General features: G+C 64.0%; 16 protein-coding genes. 6 read left to right on the top strand and 10 right to left on the bottom strand.

Features of this window, described 5'->3' with window-relative positions:
* Positions 1 to 5: 5 nt before the first annotated feature.
* Positions 6 to 1,439: a sugar porter family MFS transporter gene (locus KB221_07325; protein ID WIY70825.1), complete on the bottom strand. Its 1,434-nt coding sequence runs from the start codon at positions 1,437 to 1,439 to the stop codon at positions 6 to 8.
* 119 nt (positions 1,440 to 1,558) lie between these two features.
* Here KB221_07325 and KB221_07320 point away from each other — a divergent pair, with 119 nt between their 5' ends.
* The gene (locus tag KB221_07320) at positions 1,559 to 2,530 is read left to right on the top strand and encodes a glycoside hydrolase family 5 protein (protein ID WIY70824.1); all 972 of its coding nucleotides are present in this window, start codon (positions 1,559 to 1,561) and stop codon (positions 2,528 to 2,530) included.
* Here KB221_07320 and KB221_07315 read toward each other — a convergent pair.
* The 3 genes from KB221_07315 to KB221_07305 are packed head-to-tail and all read right to left on the bottom strand — an operon-like array spanning position 2,527 to position 6,805.
* On the bottom strand, positions 2,527 to 4,056 hold the full coding sequence (locus tag KB221_07315; GenBank protein WIY70823.1) for a tryptophan 7-halogenase: 1,530 nt from the start codon (positions 4,054 to 4,056) through the stop codon (positions 2,527 to 2,529). The genes KB221_07320 and KB221_07315 overlap by 4 nt on opposite strands.
* A complete protein-coding gene (locus KB221_07310) occupies positions 4,053 to 5,573 on the bottom strand; it encodes a tryptophan 7-halogenase (protein WIY70822.1) in 1,521 nt (506 codons plus the stop codon). The genes KB221_07315 and KB221_07310 overlap by 4 nt, the downstream gene beginning before the upstream one ends.
* Positions 5,570 to 6,805 (bottom strand): MFS transporter, encoded by a 1,236-nt coding sequence (locus KB221_07305; GenBank protein ID WIY70821.1) that lies wholly within the window; start codon positions 6,803 to 6,805, stop codon positions 5,570 to 5,572. Before KB221_07305 ends, KB221_07310 begins: the two co-directional genes overlap by 4 nt.
* Positions 6,806 to 6,948: 143 nt before the next feature.
* Here KB221_07305 and KB221_07300 point away from each other — a divergent pair, with 143 nt between their 5' ends.
* On the top strand, positions 6,949 to 7,938 hold the full coding sequence (locus tag KB221_07300; protein ID WIY70820.1) for a cupin-like domain-containing protein: 990 nt from the start codon (positions 6,949 to 6,951) through the stop codon (positions 7,936 to 7,938).
* A gap of 62 nt (positions 7,939 to 8,000) precedes the next feature.
* On the opposite strand, the gene KB221_07295 is transcribed toward KB221_07300, so the two are convergent.
* On the bottom strand, positions 8,001 to 10,946 hold the full coding sequence (locus tag KB221_07295) for a TonB-dependent receptor (GenBank protein WIY70819.1): 2,946 nt from the start codon (positions 10,944 to 10,946) through the stop codon (positions 8,001 to 8,003).
* A 214-nt stretch (positions 10,947 to 11,160) separates the two neighbouring features.
* On the opposite strand from KB221_07295, the gene KB221_07290 reads away from it, so the two are divergent.
* Entirely contained in the window at positions 11,161 to 12,696 is a 1,536-nt protein-coding gene (locus KB221_07290) for a tryptophan 7-halogenase (protein ID WIY70818.1), read from the top strand.
* On the opposite strand, the gene KB221_07285 is transcribed toward KB221_07290, so the two are convergent.
* Both KB221_07285 and KB221_07280 read right to left on the bottom strand, forming a co-directional pair.
* Complete coding sequence (locus KB221_07285) at positions 12,688 to 15,207, bottom strand: exo 1,3/1,4-beta-D-glucan glucohydrolase (protein WIY70817.1); 2,520 nt, start codon at positions 15,205 to 15,207, stop codon at positions 12,688 to 12,690. The two genes, KB221_07290 and KB221_07285, sit on opposite strands and share 9 nt — an antisense overlap.
* 210 nt (positions 15,208 to 15,417) lie before the next feature.
* A complete protein-coding gene (locus tag KB221_07280) occupies positions 15,418 to 16,461 on the bottom strand; it encodes a LacI family DNA-binding transcriptional regulator (protein WIY70816.1) in 1,044 nt (347 codons plus the stop codon).
* 301 nt (positions 16,462 to 16,762) lie between these two features.
* Here KB221_07280 and KB221_07275 point away from each other — a divergent pair, with 301 nt between their 5' ends.
* Positions 16,763 to 17,764 (top strand): LacI family DNA-binding transcriptional regulator, encoded by a 1,002-nt coding sequence (locus KB221_07275; GenBank protein WIY70815.1) that lies wholly within the window; start codon positions 16,763 to 16,765, stop codon positions 17,762 to 17,764.
* 32 nt (positions 17,765 to 17,796) lie between these two features.
* Here KB221_07275 and KB221_07270 read toward each other — a convergent pair whose 3' ends face one another.
* Genes KB221_07270 through KB221_07260 form a run of 3 tightly spaced genes read right to left on the bottom strand, consistent with a single transcriptional unit; the run spans position 17,797 to position 20,436 of the window.
* Positions 17,797 to 18,933, bottom strand: coding sequence for an alginate lyase family protein (locus KB221_07270; protein WIY70814.1), 1,137 nt, complete (start codon positions 18,931 to 18,933; stop codon positions 17,797 to 17,799).
* 36 nt (positions 18,934 to 18,969) lie between these two features.
* The gene (mgrA, locus tag KB221_07265; protein WIY70813.1) at positions 18,970 to 20,010 is read right to left on the bottom strand and encodes an L-glyceraldehyde 3-phosphate reductase; all 1,041 of its coding nucleotides are present in this window, start codon (positions 20,008 to 20,010) and stop codon (positions 18,970 to 18,972) included.
* Between the two features lie 6 nt (positions 20,011 to 20,016).
* Positions 20,017 to 20,436 (bottom strand): heme-binding protein, encoded by a 420-nt coding sequence (locus KB221_07260; GenBank protein ID WIY70812.1) that lies wholly within the window; start codon positions 20,434 to 20,436, stop codon positions 20,017 to 20,019.
* 184 nt (positions 20,437 to 20,620) lie between these two features.
* Between KB221_07260 and KB221_07255 the strand changes: the two genes are divergently transcribed.
* Together KB221_07255 and KB221_07250 are read left to right on the top strand one after the other, a co-directional pair.
* On the top strand, positions 20,621 to 23,122 hold the full coding sequence (locus KB221_07255; GenBank protein ID WIY70811.1) for a glycoside hydrolase family 3 N-terminal domain-containing protein: 2,502 nt from the start codon (positions 20,621 to 20,623) through the stop codon (positions 23,120 to 23,122).
* A gap of 388 nt (positions 23,123 to 23,510) precedes the next feature.
* Positions 23,511 to 24,638 carry a pilus assembly protein TadG-related protein gene (locus KB221_07250; GenBank protein WIY70810.1) on the top strand — a complete coding sequence of 376 codons (1,128 nt, stop codon included), beginning with the start codon at positions 23,511 to 23,513 and terminating at the stop codon, positions 24,636 to 24,638.
* Positions 24,639 to 24,725: the final 87 nt, after the last annotated feature.

The following is a 24,725-nucleotide window of genomic DNA, read 5'->3' as shown; positions in this document are numbered from 1 at the left end:
GCAGCCTAGCCCGTCATCTCTTCGAGTTCCCTGCCCCGTGTTTCCCTGACCAGTGCGGAGACGAGGAAGAACGAGATTGCGGCGCTGACCGCATAGAAGCCGTAGGTGATGGTCAGGCCGAGCGAAGCCGCCATCGATGGAAAGCTGACGGAAATCCCGAAGTTTGCGATCCATTGGGCGAAGCCGGCCACAGCGAGGGCCGATCCGCGCATATGGTTGGGGAACATCTCGCCCAGCATCACCCACATCACCGGGCCCCAACTGAAGTTGAACAGTACGACATAGGCGTTGGCCGCGATCAGCGCGATCAGGCCAGTGCGGTCATCCAGCCGCAGGGCACCGTCGACCAGCCCGCCCTGTGAAAAGCACCAGGCCATCACGCCGAGGGTGATCGCCATCCCGGCCGATCCGACCAGCAGCAGTGGTTTGCGCCCGATCCTGTCGATCACAGCGATGGCGCACAGGCAGGCCACGATCGAGAGCACACCGGACAGGATGTTGATCTGCAGGGCGTCGCTTTCGGAGAAGCCGACCGACTGCCAGAGCACTGCGCCGTAGTAGAAGACGATATTGATGCCCACCAGTTGCTGGAACACGGCCAGCACCAGACCAGCCCAGACGATCGGGTGAATCCTGCGCGTCGCGGGGTCCAGCAGGTCCGAGAAGCGCGGGCGATGGTCAGTCGCCAGGGAGGCGCGAATCTCCGCCGCCTTGCGGCTGCCCGCACCGGGCCCGAACAGTTTCGAAAGGACGGCGTCCGCCTCAGCATCGCGCCCCTTGGCGATCAGGTAGCGCGGGCTTTCCGGGATGAAGAGCAGGGCGATGAGGTAGACGCCGGCCGGAATGACCTGCATCCAGAACATCCAGCGCCAGGCGGGGAAGCCCAACCAGAACGCGGCCGTCGACCCGCCGGCCGTCGCCGCCAGGGCGTAGTTGGCCACGAAGGCCCCGGTCAGACCAAAGATGATCATGATCTGCTGGATGCTGGAAAGGCGACCGCGGATGGCGGCAGGCGTGACCTCGGAAATGTAGGCCGGGGCCAGAATGCTGGCGGCACCGACGCCGAGCCCGCCTACGAAGCGAGCCAGGATGAAGTGGATGGAGGTGTCGGCCGCGCCGGCCCAAAGCGCGCTGATCAGGAAGGCCACGGCCGCCAGCAACATCACCCTGCGACGGCCGACCAGGTCGGCCAGCCGCCCCGCGACGAAGGCACCGACGGCGCAGCCCAACAGAATGGCGGCGACGTTCATCCCCGTACCGAGCGCAGACAGATCGAACGCGGCTTCCAGCCCGTCCTGGGTGCCGTTGATGACGCCCGAGTCATAGCCGAACATGAAGCCGCCGAGCGTGGCCACGGCGACGATCAGGACTATGAACCGAAGATTGACGCGGTCCGCGTCGGCCCCGGGCGAAGCCGCCCGCTCCGTTGATTCTGGCATGGTGCTTTCCCCCGGCCCCTGCGGACCCCTATTGTCCCTGTAACTCGAAGTGACTGGACTTCGACCGCTGTAGTGGGACCGTCCACTCGATTGACAGCGCTGTCAACCCGAGGTGCGATATGATCTTCCCCAGACTTGTTCTCATGCTGGCCGTCGGTGTTTCAGTGATGCTGTTCGCCGGGTCCGCCTCGTCCCAGACGCCCGTGGAGCGTCATGGCGCGCTGCGTGTGGAGTCCGGCCAGCTGGTCGACCAGAGCGGGTCGCCGGTGGTCCTTCGCGGCATGTCCCTGTTCTGGAGCCAATGGGGCGGGCACTACTACAACGCGGCCGCGGTCCGGCATCTGAAATCCGACTGGAACGTGACCGTCGTGCGGGCTGCCATCGCTGTCGACTTCGACGGATACCTCGCCAATCCGGAGGTCGAAATGGCCAAGGCTGAGGCGGTGATCGAGGCCGCGATCGCGGAAGGCCTATACGTGATCGTCGACTGGCACGCTCACGAGCCGCATCCAGCGGCCGCTGCGGCCTTTTTTGAGCGCATTGCCGCCAAATACGGCGAGCACCCCAATCTGATCTACGAAGTCTACAACGAGCCGCTCAGAACCCACGGCTGGGCGGAGGTCGTCAGGCCTTTCCACATGGCGGTCGTCCCGGCAATCCGCGCCATCGACCCCGACAACCTGATTATTGCCGGGACGCCGACCTGGTCACAGGATGTCGACATCGCCGCCGCGGACCCGCTGCCTTTCACCAACATCGCCTACACGCTGCACTTCTACGCCGGGACGCACCGGCAGGAACTCCGGGACAAGGCCCTGAGAGCCATGGAGCTCGGGGCTGCGCTGTTTGTCACGGAATGGGGGACCAGCGAGGCGAGCGGAGACGGCATACTCGACGAGGTGGAGACCCGCCTGTGGTGGGAGTTCATGGAAACCCACAAACTGAGTCATCTGAACTGGTCGATCATGGACAAGGACGAAACCGCCGCCGCCCTGTTGCCGGGCGCGCCGGGGACCGGCCCCTGGACGGACGATATGCTGACCCCGTCGGGAGTCATCGTGCGTCAGATGCTGCGCGAGATGAACCCCTAGGCGGCAGCCGCCATGGCGCAGTTTCGGGCGATGAAATCCGCGTGGTCCGGCATCTGGGCCAGGCAGGCGTCATAGACTGAGCGGGCGGCGGCCAGTCGCTTCAGCGTCTCCACATCGTCCAGCACATCGGCCACAGGATCGTAGGCCGCCGGCCAGAGGTTCTGGCCGGCCAGAACCGCAAACCAGCTGGTCTCGCTGAAGAGTTCATCGTTCTCACGGAATATCCGTCCCCGGGCGCGATAGAGCTCGTATTTCTCCCGAAGACCGTCGGGGATCTCCATCTCGCGCATCTGCGCCCAGAAATCGCCCGGCCGCTGGTTGGCATTGTAGTGCAACACCAGGAAGTCGCGGATGCGGATGTACTCCTCGCCGATCACACGGTTGTAGCGAGCCGTCTCGACGGGATCGAAATTCCGGTCAGGGAACATCGCCAGAAGGTGGGCGATGCCGCTCTGGATCATGTGGATGCTGGTCGATTCCAGCGGCTCCATGAAGCCCGACGCCAGGCCGAGGGCGACGACGTTGCGGTTCCAGAAGGCCTTGCGTCGACCCGTTGTGAACCGGATCGGCCTCGGGTCCGCCAGCGGCCGGCCGTCCAGATTGGCCAGCAGGGTCTCCGCCGCCGCGTCGTCCGACAGATGACCGCTGCAGTAGACGTAACCGTTACCGATCCTGTGCTGCAGGGGGATGCGCCACTGCCATCCTGCCTCCCGCGCGGTGGAGCGGGTGTAGGGGGTCAATGCCACCGCACTTTCACAGGGGACGGCCAAGGCCCGATCGCACGGCAGCCAGCGTGACCAGTCTTCGTAGCCTGTCTGGAGGGCCTGTTCGATCAGCAGTCCACGGAAGCCCGAGCAGTCGATGAAGAGGTCTGCCTCGATACGTGATCCATCCTGCAGCGCCACGCTCTCGACAAAGCCATCCCCGGCCCGGAGAGCGACATCGACGATACGACCCTCGACCCGCCGCACACCCCGGGCTTCGGCGTATTCACGCAGGTAGCGGGCATAGAGGCCCGCGTCGAAATGATAGGCGTGAGCAATGTTGGACAAGGGCGACTTGCCGGCGTCGATCGACCGCATGAAACGGTTGGCTCGCGCTGCGGAGGCTTCAAGCGAATAGCGCTCCAGATCATGGGTCTCGCCCAGCATCCGGCCCTTCAGATAGAAGGCGTGGAAGGACACGCCCGCCATATCGATGCCGTAGCGGCCAAAGGGATGGATGTAGCGGTCGCCGGGCTTGCCCCAGTCGACGAACTCGATGCCCAGTTTGAAGCTGCCATTGGTGCGGCGCACGAAGTCGCTGTCGTCCAGGCCAAGCATCTGGTTGAAAAGCCGGATCTGGGGGATCGTTGCCTCGCCGACGCCGACAATGCCGATCTCGTCGGACTCCACCAGGGTGATCTCGGCGTAGTCGGACCCCAGCACCTTCGCGAGCGCCGAGGCCGTCATCCAGCCCGCAGTGCCGCCGCCGACAATACAGACGCTGCGAATACGGGCGGGGTGGCCGGAAGGGGTCGGGCTCATGCGGCCTCCGCTGTTCTGTAGTCGCAATGGCCGGCGATATAGGCGTCCTGGGTCGGCAGGCGGGCGGCGGCGGCGGCCACGGTCTGGCGCAGGCGGGCCAGGGCCGGGATCAACTGGGTGGTCTCACGCCGATCCGCCAGCGGGTGCCAGCGCGTGGGGCGAACCCCTTGCCCGAGATAGACCGCCACCCAGCTGGGGTGGAGGAACAGGCCATCCCGGTATTCCTGGACCACCCCGCCTTCGCGCCAGAGCTCCAGCTTGGCCGACAGACTGTCGGGCAGGGGCATGGTGCGGACGTGGTTCCACAGATCGGAGTCGTCCCGCTTGGTGGCGCAGTAGTGCAGGATGATGAAGTCGCGGATCCGCTCGAACTCCAGATCCATCCAGCGATTGTACTCGTTGACGGCCTTCGGCGCGAAGTCGCGGTCGGGCCAAAGGGCGATCAGCTGGGTGATGCCCTGCTGGATCAGGTAGATGCTGGTCGACTCAAGCGGCTCGATAAACCCGCCTGACAGACCTATGGCGACACAGTTGCCGGACCAGGTCCGCCGGCGCTGTCCGGCGGTGAAACGCAGGTGGTTGGGGGCGTTCAGCGCCGCGCCTTCCAGCAGCCCGTGCAGTCGGTCGGTCGCGGCGTCCTGGTCGAGAAAGGCGCTGCAGTAGACATAGCCGTTCCCGACCCGATGCTGCAGCGGAATGCGGAACTGCCAGCCGGCTTCCAGCGCCCTCGCGCGCGTGTAGGGCACGGTGGCTTGATCGGTGGCGCACGGCATGGCGACGGCCCGATCGCAAGGCAGCCAGTGGGACCAGTCGTGGAAACCGGCCTCCAGCGCCTGTTCGATCAGAAGCCCGCGGAAGCCCGAGCAGTCGATGAAGAGATCCCCCTCGACGATGGCTCCGCCCTCCATTTCCACAGCGGTGAGCAGGCCCGACTCTCCGTCGCGTCGTGTTCCGACGATCCGTCCCTCAAGACGCTCGACGCCGCCCGCCTCGGAGACCTTGCGGAGGAAGCGGGCGTAGAGCGACGCATCGAGCTGATAGGCATAGCCATAGGTCGACATGAGGGAGCGGGCGTCGTCGGACGGCGGGGCGAACCGGCCCTCGCGCGCGGCGACGACTGGCAGGGAATAATCGTCGAGCGGCCCGACGTCGGCCTCAGCGCTCGCCTTCAGCCAGTAGTGATGAAACGGCGCCTCGCCTCCCGGCATGCCGTAGTCACCGAACGGGTGGATATATCGGTCCCCGATGCGACCCCAATCCTCGAACTGGATTCCCAGTTTGAATGTGGCCCGCGTGGCCTTCATGAACTCGGCTTCGTCGATCCCGAGACGCTCGTTGAATGCCCTGATGTGAGGCAGCGTCGATTCCCCGACGCCAACCGTCCCGATTTCCGCCGACTCGATCAGCTGGACGGAGATGCGGGGTGTCTTGACCAGACGCGCCAGGGCGGCCGCGGTCATCCACCCCGCCGTTCCGCCTCCCACGATGACAACGCGCCGGATGCCCCGATCGGTCATTTCACCCTCCGAATGCCCATGATCACCACGGCGCCCATGAGCGCGAAGGCCGTTGAAATGGCGAAGACCCAGCGGAGTTCGCCGTCGAATGCAACGAGCACACCGAGGCCAATCAGCGGCGCGGCGATCTGCGGCACGGTGATGGCCAGGTTCATGACGCCCAGATCGCGACCGGCGCTGGCCCGCTCCGGCAGCACCTCGGCGACGAGGGCGATGTCGACGGTCGAATAGAGGCCGAGGCCGATCCCGAACAGGATCTGCGCGATCAGAGGCCCTGGCCAGCCAGGTTGCGCCACCATCAGGCCAGCGCCGAGCGCGATCAGCAGGCCGCCGCTCATGACCAGCACCCGGCGACGTCGCGTGCGATCGGACAGAAGGCCGCCGACGAAACCGATGATCAGCCCCCCGATCGTCCCGGCGGTCAGCAGCCAGCCGAACGCCGACTCCGGCGCGGCGAACGAGGCGTCCGGCAGGTGTGCGACATCCTGCAGATAGAACAGGAGATAGAGGACATTGAGCGTGATACTGACCTGAACGAGCAGCCGGGAGACGAAGGCCAGTCGGAAGTCCTGGTCGGCGAGGACTCGCAGGCTGATCCGGGGCCCCTCCGGCCGAGGGCCGGGCTCGCTGTGATCCGGCACGAGCAGGGCGAAGGGCAACACCAGCGCCGGAACGGCGAGGGCGGTGAGCAGGAAGCGCTCCGCAAGGCCCTCGAGCGCCATGGCCAGGACCAAGGCCGAGAACAGCCCCGCCGTCGGCAGTGCGAGCCCCTGGAGCGCGGAGACCGTGCCCTTCTGTCGGTCCGGTACGCGGTCAGCCAGGACAGCGTTCAGCGGCCCAAACATCAGGTTGAGCGCAACCTGGAACGCCACGATCGCGGCGAGCAAACTCCAGAGGCTGTCAGCGAGATAGATGAAACCATGCGCGACGGCGACGGCGACGGCTCCGCCGGCGATCCACGGACGCCGCCGTCCCCATGGACCCCGGGTGGCGTCGCTGAGAACGCCCGCACCCAGATTGGCCAGGCCGGCGACCACCGCCCCAAGGACCGTGACCTGACTGAGGAGGATGGCCTTGCCGGACAGGTCAACCGCCTCGGCCTTCAACGGCAGAAGCAGGTTGAACATCGGTATGAAGGCGATGAAGGCACCGATCTGGGCAAGGGTATAGAGGGCGATGAACCCTCCGCTCACCGCACCGGCCGACGGTTTTGGCACATCATCCCTGGGCATCCCGACAGGCACTGTCCATGCCATTGGGTCGCCATGCAAATTCGGACCGGCCATGCCCCCGCTTTCACTCCCCTGCCCTGTCTAAATCAGGGTGTCCCGGGCATAGTGCGCCGGTGAAAGACAGCGCTGTCAAGGAGCATCGCATGATCGAGGAGAATCCGTCGGGCGGCGATGCCGCACTGGCAAAGGCGCGAGCATCCGGCCAGCCCGTTGTGTTGCGCGGGCGTGTGTCACACTGGCCGGCGGTCCGGGCCGCCCTCGCCGGCGACCGCCAGATCGGAGCCTATCTCGCAGACCTGGATTCAGGTGCCACCGGGACGCGCATGCGCGCGCCAGCCTCCATCGGCGGGCATTTTTTCTACGGCCCCGACATGCGGGGCCACAACTTCACGCGCGAACCGACCACGGTTTCAGCGATGATCACGGACCTGCTGACAGCCCCGGACACGGATGCCCCGGCCCTGTATATGGGTGCCTCCTCCTTGCCGGCCGGCTTGCCCCGGTTCTCGCAACAGAACCCGCCGCCCGGCGTGCCGGAGGCGGCCGTGCCGAGGCTTTGGCTGGGCAACGCCGTCGAGGTCCAAACCCATTTCGACGCCTCGGAGAACCTGGCCTGCGTGGTCGCGGGGCGGCGCGTCTTCACCCTGTTTCCACCGGACCAGACCGGCAATCTGTATCCTGGCCCCCTGGAACACACCCTGGCAGGCCAGCCGGTCAGCATGGTCCGGCTGGGGGCCGTGGACGACCCGGCCTTCCCGCGGTTCGCAGATGCAGCTGCGGTGGCCTTCACCGCCGAGCTGGAACCCGGCGACGCGATCTACATACCCCCGCTCTGGTGGCACCACGTCCGGTCATCAGGGCGTTTGAACGTGCTTGTGAACTACTGGTGGGACCTGGAGCCCTTGGCCGGTTCGGGCTTTGAGGCCCTGGTCCACGCCGTTCTTGCCATCCGCTCGCTGCCCGCTCCGGCCCGTGCGGCGTGGCGGGAGATGTTTGAGCATTTCATATTCGGGACAGACGCGGTCGCGCCTGCGCATCTTCCTGAGCACGCCCAGGGAATCCTGGGACCACTGGACGCCGGAAAGGCGAAAACGCTCCGAGCATTCCTGATCGGAGCGTTGACGCGGCGTTGACGCGGCGTTGACGCAAGGTGGCTCGCAGGCCTCAAGGCCGGCGAGCCACCCTGGTTCTGTTTCTAGAACGTGGCCCTGACCACGAACGAGAACCGGCGGTCGTTCTTGAACCAGGACCGCGGTGCCAGAAGAAGGTCGTCGTTCAGAACCTGGAAGGTCTTCGTCGTCTCATCCAGCAGGTTCACCCCCTGGACGCCAACCTTGAACATCGGATTGAGCGTATAGAAGAACGAAGCGTCCAGTTGTCCTGTGTCGTCCGAATAGATCGGGGCGAACGGGACGATCTCGTCTCGCGTGGTGAGGAGATATTCAGACCGCCAGCTATACGCCAGACGGGCCGAAATCGTGTCGTTCTCGTAGATCGCGGCGAGATTGAAGTTGTGCTCGGACAGCGATTCCAGCGGCAGAAGACTGGTGTCGATGACCGGTTCGGAGCCGCCGGGGTTGGCCTTGTCGGCCGACAGGTTTTCCTGGGGCACGCCGGAGCTGTCGATGTAGGTGTAGTTGGCCTGGATGCCGAGACCAGACCACCAGCCGGGCAGGAAGTCGTAGAACTGCTGGTAGGCCAGCTCAAAGCCCTGGATCTCGCCGTCGTCCGGCGAGTTCGTCGGGCCCCGCACATAGACGTCGTAGCTCGTGCCCCCGTTGGTGAGGGTCCGCTCATAGAAGCCGTTGGTTATCACGCCTTCGAGCGTCTTCTGGAACAGAGACAGCGTCAGGGAGCCTGTCGGGGCGAAATACCACTCGGCCGAAACGTCGATTTGCTGTGACCGGATAGGCTCCAGGAAGGTATTCCCGGCCTGTGCCTCGAAGCCGAGGAACTGGTTGTTGACGACGCGGGGCGTGATCTGCAGCTGGTTTCGGGTCAGGCCCAGATCGGAGCGGCGGATCGCCTCTGTATAGCCGAAGCGCAGCAGGAACTCGGGCGTAAGGCCGACCTTGATGTTTACGCTAGGCAACCAGTTGTCATAGGTGTGCTCAGCGTTGTTCGGGACCGATGCGCCGGTTGCGAACGACAGGGCCCTGGCCCGCTCTGCCGGCGTCAGCAGACAGAAGGCCGGTGTAGGGGCACCCGGCGCCGGCGGCAGGCCGCAGTTGCCCGAGAAGACCTGGGCCTGGGTCGGGAAGCTGAGCGCGCCGGCGGCCGTGATCGTTGTTTCGACGTAGCGGATGCCGACGTTGCCGCTGATCGAGACGCTTTCACCCCAGACCGGGTCTGCGTGATTGCTGAACTTCATCAGGGCGTATGCGGCCCGGGTTTCCTCGTTCGTCTCGTTGATCTCGCCAGCCGTGTAGTCCGTGCCGGGGATGACGTTGGAGCGCATGTTGAGGGGCACCCAACCGCCACCGCCCCAGATCTGGTTGATGGATCGCGCGAAGGCGACCGCAGTATCGTAGTCGCTTGCGGGGTTGCCGGCGTACCCAAACGCGGAGATCGGCACGCCCATGGGCGAGAAGTTGAACAGTCCCGCGCTGGGCAGCCCACCCGTCCTCCGGGTCGTCGCCACACTGCCCTGATCGAGCCAAACCGGGCCTGTCGATCCGTTCCAGACCTCGGACAGGACACCCCAGTTGTAAAGGGAGTTGCGGGTGGTCTGATCACGCTCGGCGAGACGCGCGCCAACCTTCACAGAGTCCAGCCAACCCGTGTCGAGGTCGTACTCCGCATCGGCGCGGAAGGCATATTCCTCGCCTTCGCTGTCTTCCTTGTGATCCATCGCGTTCCGCCAGTAGTAGTTGGCGGGGTCGCCCATGAAGGTGCCGATGTCGCCGGCGCCTGTCGGATTCGGCCGCCGGAGGCCCAGCGTGGGGGTGTCGCCAGTGAGGTCGATTTCATCGATGGCAAAGAAGGAGTTGGCGATCTGGAAGTCCGTGTTCTCGACCGTGGAGTCCACATACTGCGCGTCGAAATTCAGGCGCAGGCGATCAGTCGGGGCCCATTTGAGGTTGAAGCCGAAGTCGCTGGTGACATAGCGCTGATCGACCCCACGCTTGATGAAGCTGTGCTGGATCCCGTTCAGCGGCACTGACGGGTCTGCAGAGCGCCAGCCGGCGGTCGACGTGATGATGCCGCCCGTGAAAATGCCGTCGTCGTCGTACTCCCACGTCGTTCCGGGAAGCGGGACCCGATTGCCGGTGTCGTCGACGATCGTTTCGATCGCATTCTCTGTCCAAGCCTGGGTCGACTCGGACCGCAGGAACTGGAGCGTCGCCTCCACCGTCCGGTCGTTGGAGCGCCACTGACCGGCGCCGGCGAGGCCCGTGCGCTCACGGTCGAACGACTGGGTACGGAACGCAAGGCCGGACGGGGTCCAACGGTCGCTGCCGCTCGAGGTGTCGAGGCGGTAGTTGAGCGACTGAAGTCCGTCGGACCGGGACTGGAGCTGGGAGTACACGCCGCTCAACAGCACGCCGAACTGACCGGCCTCCGTTTCCCATCGATTGCTGACGAGGCCCGAAACCGTCGGGGTCAAGGCCTGTTCGAGATCGCCATAGTTGCCTTCGACAGACAGGGCCAGTTGCCGGCCGGCGCTGTCGAAGGGTCGGCGGGTGTTCAGATTGACCGTGCCGGCTATACCGCCTTCGATCATGTCAGCGGACACGTTCTTGAACACCTCGACGCTGCCGAGAAGCTCCGGAGGAACATCCGCGAAGGACAGGTCTCGCCCGTTGTTGGCAGAGAAGGTATCCCGACCGTTCAGTTCCGAGCGGACAAAATTGAGGCCACGGACGACCACGCCCGAACCTTCGACCGAGAAGTGGTCCGGGTCATTGGCACCGGCGAACCGGCTGATCGAAACACCCGGCACCCGCTGGAGCGCCTCGGTCACCGAGCGATCCGGCAGCGCGCCGATGTCCTCGGCGCTGATGGCGTCGACGAAGACGTCCGAGTTTTCCTTGATGGACTGGGCGCTGCGGATGCTGGAGCGGATGCCCGTAACGACGACCTCGTCGATCTCGACCGCGTCAGGGTCCTGCGCGTCCTGGGCCAGCGCAGGCGTCGCCATCAGCAGAGCGCCAACCGCCAGGCTGGAAGCACCGCAAAGAAGGAAAGACAGACGTCCGCATGCAAGGGCGCCTTCGCCCGTTCGGGTAATAGCCACGATTTCCCCCCTCGGAGTGATCTTTTTGTGGACAGCTGACAGCGCTGTCATTTCGTGACGCTATCATGCAGATTGTAGAAGATCAACGCACTCCGAACCGCGCTATGTATGGACCGATATGACGCCCGAATCCTCACCTTCACAGCCGGGGCGACGCCCCCTGCGCCGTATCCTCGTCGTGGGCGGCGGCACAGCCGGATGGATGGCTGCGGTCGCTCTGGCCCGCGTCTCCGGCAACGGGGCGACAGAAGTCACCCTCATCGAGTCGGACGAGATCGGAACGGTTGGGGTGGGCGAAGCGACGATCCCGCCGATTCTGGCGTTCAACGCCCTGGCGGGCATAGACGAGGCCGAGTTCATGCGGCGCACACAGGCGTCGTTCAAACTGGGCATCGAATTCGTCGACTGGGGTGCCCTGGGGGATCGCTATGTGCATCCGTTCGGGCCCATCGGAATGGACATTGAGTCCGTGCCGTTCGCCCAGGTCTGGCTGCGAGCGAACGCGGAGGGGTTCGCCACGCCCTTGCGGGACTACAATCTCTCGACCGTCGCAGCCCTCGGCAATCGAATGTGCCTGCCATCGCCAGACCCGCGGACTGTGCTGTCCAGTCTGAAATACGCCTACCATTTTGACGCCGGCCTCTACGCACGCTTCCTTCGGGACGTCGCGGAAAGCCGGGGCGTTACCCGTCACGAGGGGCGAATCGCGGACGTGGTCCAGGATACCGGAACGGGCCACGTCGCGGCCGTCATCACGGATGACGGCCGACGTCTGGAGGCCGACCTGTTCATCGACTGCTCCGGCTTCCGGGGCCTGCTGATCGAGGGCGCGATGCAGGCCGGCTATGAGGACTGGAGCCATTGGCTGCCTTGTGACCGAGCCCTTGCGGTTCCGACCCGCAATGTCGGCCCCCTCACCCCCTATACGCGATCCACCGGTCGGGACGCCGGCTGGACCTGGCGGATCCCGCTCCAGCACCGGACGGGAAACGGCTACGTCCACGCTTCCGCCTTCACCTCCGACGAGGCGGCGCTTCAAACACTGCTCAACGGCCTCGAGGGCGAGGCCCTGGCGGAGCCGCGGGCGCTCCGGTTTGTCGCGGGCCGCCGACGTCGACAGTGGATCGGCAATGTCGTGGCGCTCGGCCTTTCGTCGGGCTTCCTTGAACCGCTCGAGTCGACGAGCATCCACCTGGTCCAGGCCGGTATCTCGCGGCTTCTGGCTCTGTTTCCGGACCGGGATTTCGAGCCGCTGCTGGCCGCCGAGTACAATCGGATGATGCAGCTGCAGTTCGAGCAGGTGCGGGACTTCATCATCCTCCACTACAAGGCCACCCGCCGCGACGACACCGACTTCTGGCGCTACGTCGGGGCCATGGCCGTTCCCGACAGCCTGCAGTCACGCATGGACCTGTTCCGCGCGACCGGGCGGGTCTTCCGTCTGGACGACGAGCTCTTCGCCGCCGACAGCTGGCTGGCGGTGCTGTTGGGTCAGAACATTCAGCCCCGCTCCTGGGACCCCATGGCCGACGCCCTGCCCGCCGAAATGCTGCGTAACCGTCTGGCCGGCATACGGGACGTGATCGCCCGAACGGCTGGTGCCATGCCGGCGCACGACGCCTTCCTCAACCAGTACTGTCCTGCCTCACTGTGAAGGACAAATGGCGTCGCCTTCATTGGAGGCGAGGCGGATTTCGGACACCGAAAGGGTCATGCGACCGCTGGTCGTAAGCTGGAACGGTCGTTCCAGGGACGTCAGATCGGCACCGGCGTCCCGGAAGCAGGATAGTCTGACCTTTACCGTGCGCCATTGTCCGATCGCGGTGCCAGTCAGGATGGGGGTCAGGTCGAGGCCGTGCTGGCTGGCAGGGTCTTCGGCTCCGACGGCGAGCGTGACCCGATCCGTCGGCGCGGCGTCGACCCGGTAGCGGAAGCTGAGCGCCATCTCGCCATTGGCCTGACGGCTGAGATCGACGGCCCGTCCCCAGATGATGGCGTGTTGCTGTTCGCCACCGGCGAAGCGGAAGCGACGGCCGCTTTCCTGCGCCAGATCGTCGACCACCGCCATGGTGACCAGACCGCGAGGGCTGGCGACGGCGGCCTCTGTACCGGCGCGCGTCTGCCCGCCTCCGTCCTGCAGGGCGATCGACCAGGGCTCCACGATTCGCCCGTCGACCAGATAGTCGGCGACACTGGAGACACTTGCCGTAACCCCGCTCTCTTCCGGAACGGCACCGACAGAACCGGGACTGGCGTAGCTGAGCCCATAGCCATAGGCGAACAGGGGATCATAGCCAGCGTCGCCGCGGTTAAGCGGGGCTCCCGTCGCGTCCCTGGGCCAGGAAAAGCCCAGACGCCCGCTGAAATCGTGCCTCGGACGGCCGTCAGCACCGCCGACAAGAACGTCGGCGACGCCCCCTCCCTCGCCCCCCGGAAGCCAAGCGGCTACGAAGGCATTGGATGCATTGATCTCCGGGCTTACCCACAGAGGACGGCCGGAAAGAAAGACGGAGACCGTCGGAATGCCCCTCGCCTGCAAACGTTGCAGCATGGCCAATGGCTGTTCCGGCTGAAAATCGACGTGGCTCAAGTCGCCCTGGAACTCGGCATAGGGCGTCTCTCCGAACACGACGATCGCCACGTCCGGACGGGTTTCATAGTCGCCGTCCAGGCTCAGTGTCGCCGTCCCGCCCTCGGCCCGAACGGCCGCTTCGACGCCGCTCCAGATTGACTGTCCGTTGGGAAAGTCGGCGTTGGTATTGCCCGTACCCTGCCAGGTCAGGGTCCATCCGCCAGAGGCCTGGCCGATGTCGTCAGCCGCCGCCCCGACCACGAGCACATTCGCACCGGCCCTGATCGGCAGTACGCCGTCGTTCTTGAGCAGCACGAGGGATTTGCGGACGGCTTCGCGCGCGAGGGCCCGATGCTCCGGCGATCCGAGGACCTCCAGCCGGCCTTCAACGGGGCGCTCGGGACGGAACAATCCCGCCTTGACCTTGGCGCGCAGGATGCGGCGTACCGCTTCGTCCACGCGTGCCATGGGAATTTCGCCGGACCGGACCTGGGCCAGTGTGTTCGCGTAAAGCGGCCGCCAGCTGTCCGGTGCCATCAACATGTCCACCCCCGCATTGATCGCTGCGGGGCAGCTCTCGTTTGAGCAGCCTGGAATCTGGCCGTGGGCGTTCCAGTCCGACACGGTGAAGCCGGTGAAGCCGAGCGGTCCGTAAAGCACGTCGCGGAGGATGCTCGCATTGCCCGTGTGCTTGACCCCGTTCCAGCTTGAGAAGCTGACCATGATTGACAGCACGCCGGCGTTGATCGCTTGCGGGTAGCCACTCAGGTGGACATCAATCAGCTCGCGCTCGGTGCCGATGAAGTCGCCCTGGTCCTTGCCGCTGGCGGTCCCGCCATCCGCGAGAAAATGCTTGGCCGAGCCCGCGATATGGCCAGCGGCAATGGGTCGGTCCGCCGCCAATTCGCCCTGCAGTCCCAGGGTCATGGGTCCAGCGTACGCCTGCGCGATTTCGGGGTCCTCGCCGTAGCCCTCATAGGCGCGGCCCCAGCGGTCGTCTCGCGGAACCGCCAGGGTCGGGCCAAAGGTCCAGTCTGCCCCTGTCACAGCGACCTCCATGGCGGTCGCTTCGCCGATCCGGCGGATCAGGTCCGGGTCCCGGGCGGCGCCCAGGCCGATATTGTGGGGAAACACGGTCGCCCCGACTACGTTGTTGTGGCCATGAACGGCGTCGATACCGAAGATCAGGGGAACGGTTGTCCCGTCTCGCGCCGCATTGGCGCTGCGGAAGGACCGGGCGAGATCGACCCATGCCTGCGCCGGTGCCCGTTCGTTCCCGCCGGGCGACGAATTGCCCCCGGCGAGGATGGATCCCAGCGGATAGATCCGCAGGTCTTCGGGAGTGATGGACCCGATATCGGCCTGGATCATTTGACCGACCTTCTCCTCGACGGTCAGCCGCGCAAGCAGGTCTTCCACAAACACTTCCGTAAGCGGGTCCGTCAGCGCGGCCGGCGACGATGAGCGCGGCCACAGCAACGGGTCGGCCGACGCCGATCCGGCGAGATCCGGGGCCGGGGCGGACGCGACCTGGGCCGCTGCGGGATGGCCTAGAGCGATCAGGAGAACCAAAGCGGAAACGGCGCTGCGCATGAAGGGTCCTCGGGTCGAAAAAGGAGCCGCGACGGCTCCCCGTCGCGGCAAGGTTCTCAGGGGGAGATGGCTTTGAACCCGGCTATCGCCCGCTCGAAACCCGATCTCCGCGGGGACTGAAACAAGCCCGGCGCATCGATTCCGTATCGAGCCAGCTGATCGCCGCTCCACGAAATCCATTCTGGTTTGAATGACAGCGCTGTCAACCCGCTAGCGACAGACGGCGGTCGAACCTCGGAGCACCAGTTCATAAGGAACGGTGATAACGGCCTCCTCGTCGTCCCCGGGACGGTCGGTTGAGGCTACCAGACGGCGGGTGGCTTCCGCTGCCATTTCCGCCACCGGTTGGCGAATGGTCGTCAGCGGCGGCGTGCTGAAGAGGGCGCTCGGCGTGTCGTCGAAGCCCGCGACGGAGAGGTCCAGCGGCACGGAAAGACCCGCAGCGGCCGCACCCTGGAGCACACCAAGCGCCATGTCGTCGTTGGCCGCGAAGATGGCCGTCGGCCGCTCGCCCTCCAGAAGCTTTCCGACGCAGGCGATCCCCGAAGCGAAGGTGAAGTCGCCCTCAACCACCAGGGACGGCTCCCGGGCAAGGCCGGCCTCGGCCAGGGCTTGCTCATAGCCCTCCCGCCGCAGGCTGCTGGCGGCATAGGCGGCCGGCCCGGACACGTGCGCGATCCGGCGGTGTCCAAGATCAATCAGATGCCGCGTCATGTCGAATGCGGCCTGTCGCTCGTTCATGCGGACCGAAACGCCGCGCCCCGGATCCTTCTCCGGGCTTATCCGGGCGTACGCGACGCCTGCACGATCGAGGATGTCGAGGACAAGCGGGTGATCCGAATTCGGCGGCGTCAACAGGACACCTGCGGGGCGGATCGAGCCCAATAGGGCCAGCATATCCCGTTCAAGGGTCGCCGAGCCATGATCGACGAGCTCGACCATAAGATGATATTCGGCGTGCCGGCACTCCATCAGGGCACCCAGTTCGAGGCGGCTCAGATAGTCGTTGCCGCGACCACTCTTCCAGTGCTCGATCGTCAACGCGGCATCCACGAGGGCTGCGATAATGCTCGAGTTCGATCCCGCCAGGGTCCTCGCCGAGAGACTGCGCCGGTAACCGAGCGCGACGACAGCCTCCTCGACCCTATCGCGCATCGCCTTGCTGACGTTGGCTTCCCGGTTGACCACGCGGGACACGGTCTTGATCGACACGCCTGCCCGGGCGGCAACGTCGTAGATGGTCGCTCCGGCCATTAGCGTCTTCCAGAATAGTGGCCCATGACTAGTGGAGTGATTGGGACCTCGCAATCACGTAATCGGCCCTAAGGAGGAACTCCGCAACGCGGACCGACAGGAGTCTGCCCCATAGGCGATTTGCCCCGCCCGAGCAGACATTCCCTGCCCCGCGACGGCTGGAGACAAGTTGCCGTTGGACTGGTGGCACTTTAGACTAACAACACCGCAGTGACAGGGGTTCAACCAGGGGCCAATCTGTTCTCTGTCGGACGCGATAGAATTCTGCATCCAGGATAAGCTTTTGACGAACCCTACAATCGTGGAAGTCGCCAAACTTGCCGGGGTTTCGACAACTACAGTCTCAAGATGCCTGAATGCACCAGAAAAGGTAGGCAAGAAGACGCTCGCCAGAGTTCGTCGCGTGATTGAAGAGATCAACTTCAGCCCGAACATGCTGGCGCAGAATTTTCGCCGCGGCAAAACAAACATTGTGCTTGTCGTCGTCCATGAAATCGGCAGCTGGCTGTTTGCGGAGATACTTGAAGGCATCCGGTCCGTTCTTGATGCCCGCTATTCCATCGTGCTGACGGAATCGCGGCCCGGTGTCGCGGAAGGCAACTCCTTTATCGACATGCTGGTCGCCAAACAGGTTGAAGGCGTGATCTTGCTGTGTTCAACGCTCCCCTTCAGCAAGAAGCTTATAGAGATCAACAAGTCCAAGCCGCTGCCGATCGTGATCGGGCTTGAGCCGATAAGTGACGATCTCAACCAGTTTCCAAGCGTACATATTGACAACTACCAGGCTGCGTTTGACGCCACGGATTACCTTATCCAGACGGGACACAGGGCCATCCTGTTCGTCTCCGGACCCAGAAACTCCTACGTCACCAGCGATCGGGAACTTGGCTTTCTGGAGGCCATGCGGCTTGCCGGCCTTCCGGTTGATGAAGCCGGCATCATCCATTCCGATCTGACCTCCAACGGCGGGGTCAACGCCGCAATGGAGATACTGTCCAGGCCGCAGATGCCGACGGCCGTGTTCTGCGCCAACGACGACATGGCGCTGGGCGTCCTGAGCTATGCCGCCAGGCGCGGGCTCAAGGTGCCCGATGATCTCTCCATCATGGGTTTTGACGATACCCGGTACGCGGCCATCGCCAATCCGCCTTTGTCGACCGTACTCCAGCCGGCGCGTGAAATCGGCGTCAGCGCTGCTTTGCGGCTGCTGCGTGCAATCGACACGCCGGAAGACAATGCTGTCAGGGATGAGATCCTGCCGCACCGGCTGGTCATTCGCAGTTCCACCCGGCCGATCGGCTGACGCGGGAAACGAGCCTGCGATTGCCGGGCTGGTTACCGCACACCCGGCCGGGACAGCTCAGCGTGTGTCAGCGTTTCGTGGAAGATGTTCCAGATGGAGACCCCTTGCGTCCGCACCCGCTCGGCAATCAGCCGCCGGGTATGGGGGAGCAGCAGGCCCATGCGATTGTGGTAGTGATTGAAGCCAATCTCGAAGGTATCGAGGATGACGCGCGTCGCGACGGGATTGGCGCAGACACCCTGCATGTCACCGGTGAGAAGCTGGCGGGCGATCAGTTCCATCGCAGCGGTGTATCGCTCGGCCTGGCCGGCATAGACGTCGACACCCTGGTTCCAGGCTATCTCGGCTGCGTGCAGGGCTGATGCCAGACCGAACTGGGCATGGTGCCCGTTGTCCCGGCAGGTTTCCTGGGTGAGTCCGTCCACCCAGAGGGATGGATGGAACCAGAAGGCGTCGCCTTCTACCGTGCGGGCGGAGTTATCCGAGCCGAGATAGAAATAGGCTGCGCTTCTCGCTTCCAGCCTTTGCAGCGCAAGCCGGAAGGCTGGGCGATCATCATTGAAAACGGCAATGGTCATCAAGGCTTCGATCTGGGTCAGATCGACATTGCCGTTCCATCGGCTGGCGACTTCGAGCTGAGGATAGAACGCGGTCCGGAACATGGTCTGAAGTGCCGCAATCTTCTGTGGGCTCCAATCCGGATGACCGCGCATGATTTCCGCAGCCTCGCCCAACAGGCAGCCAACCCAGCCGGCATGCAGCTTGTCCTGATCCGTACCGCCGGTGAAGCCTTTGAAGTCCGCCCAGCCGTTGAGATTCAGAATGGCCTGGCGACCGTACGTCTCCTCGCCGGTCAAGCGCCAGGCCAGCGCGTTCGCATAGGCATTGATGGCGCTCCGCTCGGATGCCCGGACATCGTTCATGTCCAGCGAATTGACGTATTCGACAGGTTCCGGTGCCGGGAGCGCAGCCCGCTCGACCTCGCGAAATGCGGCGCTCCAGGGAGATCTTCCGGTGGATATCCGGGCCTTCACGAAGTCCAGACTCTGCGTCGTGTGCAGAGCCCCGGGATGGACAAAAGGTTCCTGAGCGAAAGCCGTCCCGGAGCACAGACACATCAGCAATGTCAGGCTTGCCCGCAACAGGCCCATGACAAGACTGACGCGCATACTTGGGCTGCCTTTTCGCCCGGCTCCCGGCCGGCCCTACAGATCGGAGGATACGCGCCAGATGTTGAGGCCGCCGTCGCAGGCGTAGGTGTCGATTTCCGTCAACTCGTCTGGAGCAAAGGCCAGGTTGTCCAGGGCCTTCAGAGTGTCTGCAAGCTGCTCGACCGTTCGCGCCCCGACAAGGGCCGAAGTCACCCGTGGATCCCGCAGCACCCAGGCAATGGCCATCTGGGCAAGGGTCTGACCCCTCGCCTCGGCAATGGCATTCAAGGCGCGAATGCGGGCGATGTTGTCGGGCGTGACAAGGTCCGGGCTGAAGGAACCCTCCCTGGAAGCCCGCGCACCCGAAGGCACGCCATCGAGATATTTCCTGGACAGCAAACCCTGCGCGAGGGGCGAGAAGGCGATGCAGCCCACGCCCAGATCACCCAGCGTTTCCAGCAAGCTGTCCTCGATCCAGCGGTTGAGCAGGGAATAGGACGGCTGATGGATCAGCAACGGGACCTGATGGGAATGCAGGATCTTCGCTGCCTCGGCCGTCAGTTCAGGTGAATAGGACGAAATGCCGACATAGAGCGCCTTGCCCTGGTGGTGCAGAGTCGCCAGCGCGCCCATCGTTTCCTCAAGCGGCGTTTCCGCATCGACCCGGTGGGAATAGAAGATGTCGACATAGTCCAGACCCATGCGCTTGAGGCTCTGGTCGCACGAGGCGATCAGATATTTGCGCGATCCTCCGACATCTCCGTAGGGGCCGGGCCACATGTCCCAACCAGCCTTCGTCGATATCACCAGCTCGTCCCGGTGACTCTTGAAGTCTGTCGCCATTACGCGGCCGAAATTTTCCTCCGCCGAACCGAAGGGAGGGCCATAATTGTTGGCGAGATCGAAGTGGGTGATGCCGTTGTCGAACGCATGGCGCAGGATTGAACGGCCGGTTTCGAAGACGTCGTCGCCGCCGAAATTCTGCCACAGCCCCAGCGAAATGGCCGGCAACTTCAAGCCACTGCGGCCGCAGCGCCGGTAGGGCATGGAATCGTAGCGGGAAGGCGATGCCGTATAGGGGATGGGGAATGCCATGGGGGATCAGTCGAGGGATGCGAGAATGGCGGTGACGCCGATCAGGGCGATTTCATAGTCTTCGGCGCCACTCAATCCGCTGACGGCAACCGAGCCTACGCAGACGCCATCATGGAACACCGGTGCCCCGCCCTCCCATCCCAGGTATCGTGCATCACCGTGGTAGTGGACATCCCAGCCGCCTTCGGCCGCGGCCTTGCCAAGGTCACCACTGGGCTGACACAGGCGGGACGACGTAAACACCTTGTTGGCGGCGATCGTTCCTGTCGCCAGCCCGGCACCGTTCATCCGCAGCAGGCCGATCAATTCGCCATGGCTGTCGGCAACGGCGACGCTGCCGACCTTATCGCGGGCCTTCAGTTCCGCAACGCAGGCGTCGAGCGCCAGGCGCGCTTCAAAGTCCCCAAGTTCGACCCGTAGATGCATCCGACGGTTTCCTGTCCTTGTCGCTTCCGCGAGGGTCTTTCCATAAGAATGGAAACGTTGTCAATTACATCTACGGATCGCCGCATTTTGACGAAACATCAGCTTGCAAAGCGCTCTGACGTATAGGTATCGTGTAATGGCAACGTTACCATTTTTGGAGCGTTTTTGCTTGGAGAGGTAGGCCATGGGCAGGAAGTTCGCCAGATCGAGTCTCTGGATGTTCACCTTGTCGCTGGGGGTTGCGGCCTCGTTCACGGCAACTGATGCCGGAGCCGAGCCTGACCCGGCCGGTGCCACGGTTCATCCGGAGATTTGGCCCGCAGCGAATTCGCCAATCGGCCTCGACCTGGCGGCAGAAGCCAGGATCACGGAAATGCTCGCGCAGATGAGCATCGAGCAAAAGGTTGGTCAGGTTATCCAGCCGGAATGGAAGACAATCACGCCCGAGGAAGTGACCCAGTATCACATCGGCTCGATCGAGAACGGCGGCGGCGCGGTACCGGGAGGCAACAAGCATTCCACCGTCCAGGATTGGCTTGACCTGATCGAGCCCTATTACCAGGCGTCCGTCGTACCCGGCCAGAATGTCACCATACCCCTGATCTGGGCGTCCGACGCCGTGCACGGGCACAACAACGTCTATGGTGCCACCCTGTTTCCGCACAACATCGGACTTGGCGCTGCGAACGACCCGGACCTGTTGCGCCGGATCGGGGAAGTGACGGCGGCCGAAATGCGGTCAACCGGCATGGACTGGACCTTTGCCCCCACCATCGCTGTCGCCCGTGATGATCGCTGGGGGAGAACCTACGAGAGCTATTCGGAAGACCCGCAAATCGTGTCCGAGTACGCAGCCGCCATGGTGGCAGGCATACAGGGTACGGGAGATGACTTCCTGGGACCCAATCACGTGATTGCCACGGCCAAGCACTTCCTTGGCGACGGATCGACCGATGGCGGCCGGGACCAGGGGAACTCAACCGTTTCCGAAGCAGACCTCGCCCGTCTGCACGGCGCGCCCTATGTCGATGCCATCAACACGGGCACCCAGTCTGTCATGGCCTCGTTCAACTCCTGGCATGGGGTCAGGATGCACGCCAACGAGGGCTTGCTGACCGATGTCCTCAAGGGCCGGATGGGCTTTGACGGCTTCATCATGGGCGACTGGCTGGCACACGGCCAGATACCCGGCTGCACGAATTCGAATTGCCCCATCGCGTTCAACGCCGGGCTGGATATTTTCAACCAGCCACAGGACTGGAAAGCGCTGCACGGCAATCTGGTGGCCCAAGTGACCTCGGGCGAGATCCCGATGAGCCGGCTGGATGATGCCGTCCGCCGGATACTTCGGGTCAAGTTCCGGATGGGCGTGTTTGACGCGGCCTCGCCCGCCAATCGGGCGACCAGCCTCCAACCCATCGGCACTCCGGCACATCGCGCCGTTGCCCGGGAAGCGGTTCGGAAATCCCTGGTCTTGCTTAAGAACAACGGCGTGCTGCCGATCCGTTCGAACGCGACGGTACTGGTCGCGGGTCGCGGCGCGGACAACATCGCCATGCAAGCCGGCGGGTGGACCCTGAGCTGGCAGGGCGCAGACAACGGACCCAACGATTTTCCGGGCGCAACCTCCATTTATGAAGGCCTGAAGGCACAGATTGAGGCATCCGGCGGGCAGGCGCTTTTCAGCCCGGACGGCACGTCACCCCGGAAGCCGGATGTCGCCATCGTGGTGTTCGGTGAAGCCCCTTATGCCGAGTTCATGGGCGACCAGATCGACGTGGCCCTGCATCACGACAACGTCGAAAGCCTGGCACTTATCCGCAGGCTCAAGGAACAGGGGATCCCGGTTGTCGCCGTCATGATGTCCGGGCGTCCGCTGTACGTGAACCCCCAGATCAATGCCGCCGACGCCTTTGTGGCGGCCTGGTTGCCGGGTTCGGAGGGCGCGGGGATTGCCGATGTACTGCTGGCGCGCCCTGATGGCACTCCGCAATATGATTTCCAGGGGCGGCTCAGCTTCTCCTGGCCCCGGCGTCCTGACCAAACCCCACTGAACATCGGTGATGCAGATTACGACCCGCAGTTCGCCTATGGCTTTGGCCTTTCCTACGCGGCCCCGACCGTAACGCCCGCCGTGCCAGAGGTCGCCGATACGACACGCTATGGCGAGCGGAACGTCTATTTCTCCAACGGACAGGAATGGAACGGCTACAAGTTCTGGCTTGGTGACAGCAATGCGCCACACATGGACTACGTCGGGACCAGAACGACCCTGTATGGTTCGGCAGGATTGACGGCAGAACCGGAGGACGACGGTGCCATTCGCCTGACCTGGAACGGCAGGTCCAGGGCATGGGCCGAGATGGGAGCCGACGCACCGTCGGACATCGCGCGTGAGGCCAATGGGGCCATGCTGCTTTCTCTCAGCATACGCGTCAACGCTTCCCCGACGGGCGATGTCAGCCTGGGCGTCGGCAGCGCATCCGTCCCGGTCGCCGGAGTGCTGAGAGGCCTCGCGCCCGGCACCTATGCCACCGTGGCCGTTCCCTTGTCCTGCTTCTCTGGGCAGAATCTGGCGGCGACGCCCACGATATTTCACCTGGAAACAAGCGGTCAGCTAGACGTTTCTGTTGCTGACATCAGGTTGACCGAAACAAGGGCGGGTGCCGCGTGCCCGGTCCAATGACAATCGCCGACCGTGCGGCCCACCTGTCACCCGATGCGCTACCCGCCGAAGCTCACGCCCGGCCCTTCATCTCACTGGGCAGAACCCGCACTTGTGACGCACATTGCCACGCTCTCGCGTCAGGCCGGCGAGCAAGCCGACCACGCCCATATGACCGCCCTGCGCCCCGGCCTTGGGCAAGCCGAACGAGGCCCCACCGCCCGCTGGTGTGGCCTTGAAGCAGGCGGCCTCCAACCGCTTGGTCACGGACCAGGGGACTGCGAAGGAGTCGCACGCCAGGCTCAACCTTTCCCGGTCCTTCAACTCGCCCGGCAAGAGGCATCTGCTGAGACGGAGTCTCTGGCGCTGGATCGCCAGCCTTGGGCGAGACCGTTCCGGAAACGTCGCGATGGTCGTAGCGCTTCTTCTCCCGGTTCTGGTGTTGACGACGGGAGGAGCGATCGACGTCGTGCATGCCGAAACGGTCCGCTCGGACCTCAGGAGCGTCCTCGACAGTGCGACGCTCGCTGCCGCGGGCGACGGAGATGACCGACGCGCCAAGGTCATGATCGGAAGCCACCTGGGTGCGCGTAAGAACGTCACTTCCTACACAGCCGATTTCAACTTCCCGACCAAACAGCGGACGGTCGTCGGTCAGGCCTCTGCGACCGTGGACGCCCATTTTCTCGGGATAATCGGCCTGCCGTCGCTAACGGTCACGGCAGAAGCTGAAGCGGCCATGGGGGATGGTGCCCGACCCTGCATCACTTTGCTGGACCCGACCGCGAGCCAGGCGTTGCTGGTCAACAGTGGGGCGAAACTGATGGCACCCAGCTGTGAAATCCATGTCCACTCCACAGCCTCACCAGCTGCGATCTTCAACGGGGGTACCAAACTGGACCTGGCGAGGATCTGCGTGGCGGGCTCCAGAGTGATCAAGAATGGGGGCTGGACGGGCAATGTCGAAACTTCATGCAAGGCCTCCGAGGATCCTTTCGCAGGCACCCTGCCGACGCCTCCGGCCGGTGCATGTACGGACTTCGGGGGCGTGCGTGAGGGCAGGACCGCGAGCTTCCGGCCGGGCGTCTACTGCGGAGGAATCAATTTCAACGGTTCGGTCGATGTCGACTTTGAGCCCGGGCTCTATGTGATCCGTGGTGGAAACTGGATGGTAAATGGCGGTGATTGGACCGGGAGCGGCATCACCTTCTACTTCGAGGACAGCTCGCGAATTCATTTCAACAGTGGCGTCAAGGCCAAATTGTCAGCCCCTGAAGACGGCCTCTATCGTAATATTTTGATTTTCGAGAAACCCGGACTCGGACATTCGAATTTCCTTTTCGATGACTCACGCGGAAGTGAGCTTGACGGAATAATGTACCTGCCCAGCCGCAACATGACCTACAATTCAGGATCAGACGCACGGGGCGACAGGCTTACGATGGCGTTCAATACACTGATACTCAACAAAACTGACTGGAAACTGGAATCGGCTGACGGCCAAAGGGGCAGCGGTGGGCCAAGGCTGGTTCGATAGAAGGGCGCTGACATCTGTGGACGCCCCCTGGAAGGCAAGGGTGAATTTGGACTGAAGTGATGATCTGGGTGGTGCGGTGATCTGTCC

Source organism: Aquidulcibacter paucihalophilus, assembly GCA_030285985.1.
Classification (GTDB): domain Bacteria; phylum Pseudomonadota; class Alphaproteobacteria; order Caulobacterales; family Caulobacteraceae; genus Brevundimonas.
Note: the sequence above shows the minus strand (reverse complement) of the source record. Positions and strands in the feature narration are given on the sequence as shown.

Bases quoted from the DNA above. Each gene is read 5' to 3' on its own strand.
- KB221_07320 (WIY70824.1), top strand. From the start codon at position 1,559: ATGATCTTCCCCAGACTTGTTCTCATGCTGGCCGTCGGTGTTTCAGTG.
- KB221_07315 (WIY70823.1), bottom strand. From the start codon at position 4,056: ATGAGCCCGACCCCTTCCGGCCACCCCGCCCGTATTCGCAGCGTCTGT.
- KB221_07295 (WIY70819.1), bottom strand. From the start codon at position 10,946: ATGGCGACGCCTGCGCTGGCCCAGGACGCGCAGGACCCTGACGCGGTC.
- KB221_07300 (WIY70820.1), top strand. From the start codon at position 6,949: ATGATCGAGGAGAATCCGTCGGGCGGCGATGCCGCACTGGCAAAGGCG.
- mgrA (WIY70813.1), bottom strand. From the start codon at position 20,010: ATGGCATTCCCCATCCCCTATACGGCATCGCCTTCCCGCTACGATTCC.
- KB221_07250 (WIY70810.1), top strand. From the start codon at position 23,511: ATGGTCGTAGCGCTTCTTCTCCCGGTTCTGGTGTTGACGACGGGAGGA.
- KB221_07270 (WIY70814.1), bottom strand. From the start codon at position 18,933: ATGCGCGTCAGTCTTGTCATGGGCCTGTTGCGGGCAAGCCTGACATTG.
- KB221_07310 (WIY70822.1), bottom strand. From the start codon at position 5,573: ATGACCGATCGGGGCATCCGGCGCGTTGTCATCGTGGGAGGCGGAACG.
- KB221_07280 (WIY70816.1), bottom strand. From the start codon at position 16,461: ATGGCCGGAGCGACCATCTACGACGTTGCCGCCCGGGCAGGCGTGTCG.
- KB221_07325 (WIY70825.1), bottom strand. From the start codon at position 1,439: ATGCCAGAATCAACGGAGCGGGCGGCTTCGCCCGGGGCCGACGCGGAC.
- KB221_07290 (WIY70818.1), top strand. From the start codon at position 11,161: ATGACGCCCGAATCCTCACCTTCACAGCCGGGGCGACGCCCCCTGCGC.
- KB221_07305 (WIY70821.1), bottom strand. From the start codon at position 6,805: ATGCCCAGGGATGATGTGCCAAAACCGTCGGCCGGTGCGGTGAGCGGA.
- KB221_07285 (WIY70817.1), bottom strand. From the start codon at position 15,207: ATGCGCAGCGCCGTTTCCGCTTTGGTTCTCCTGATCGCTCTAGGCCAT.
- KB221_07260 (WIY70812.1), bottom strand. From the start codon at position 20,436: ATGCATCTACGGGTCGAACTTGGGGACTTTGAAGCGCGCCTGGCGCTC.
- KB221_07255 (WIY70811.1), top strand. From the start codon at position 20,621: ATGGGCAGGAAGTTCGCCAGATCGAGTCTCTGGATGTTCACCTTGTCG.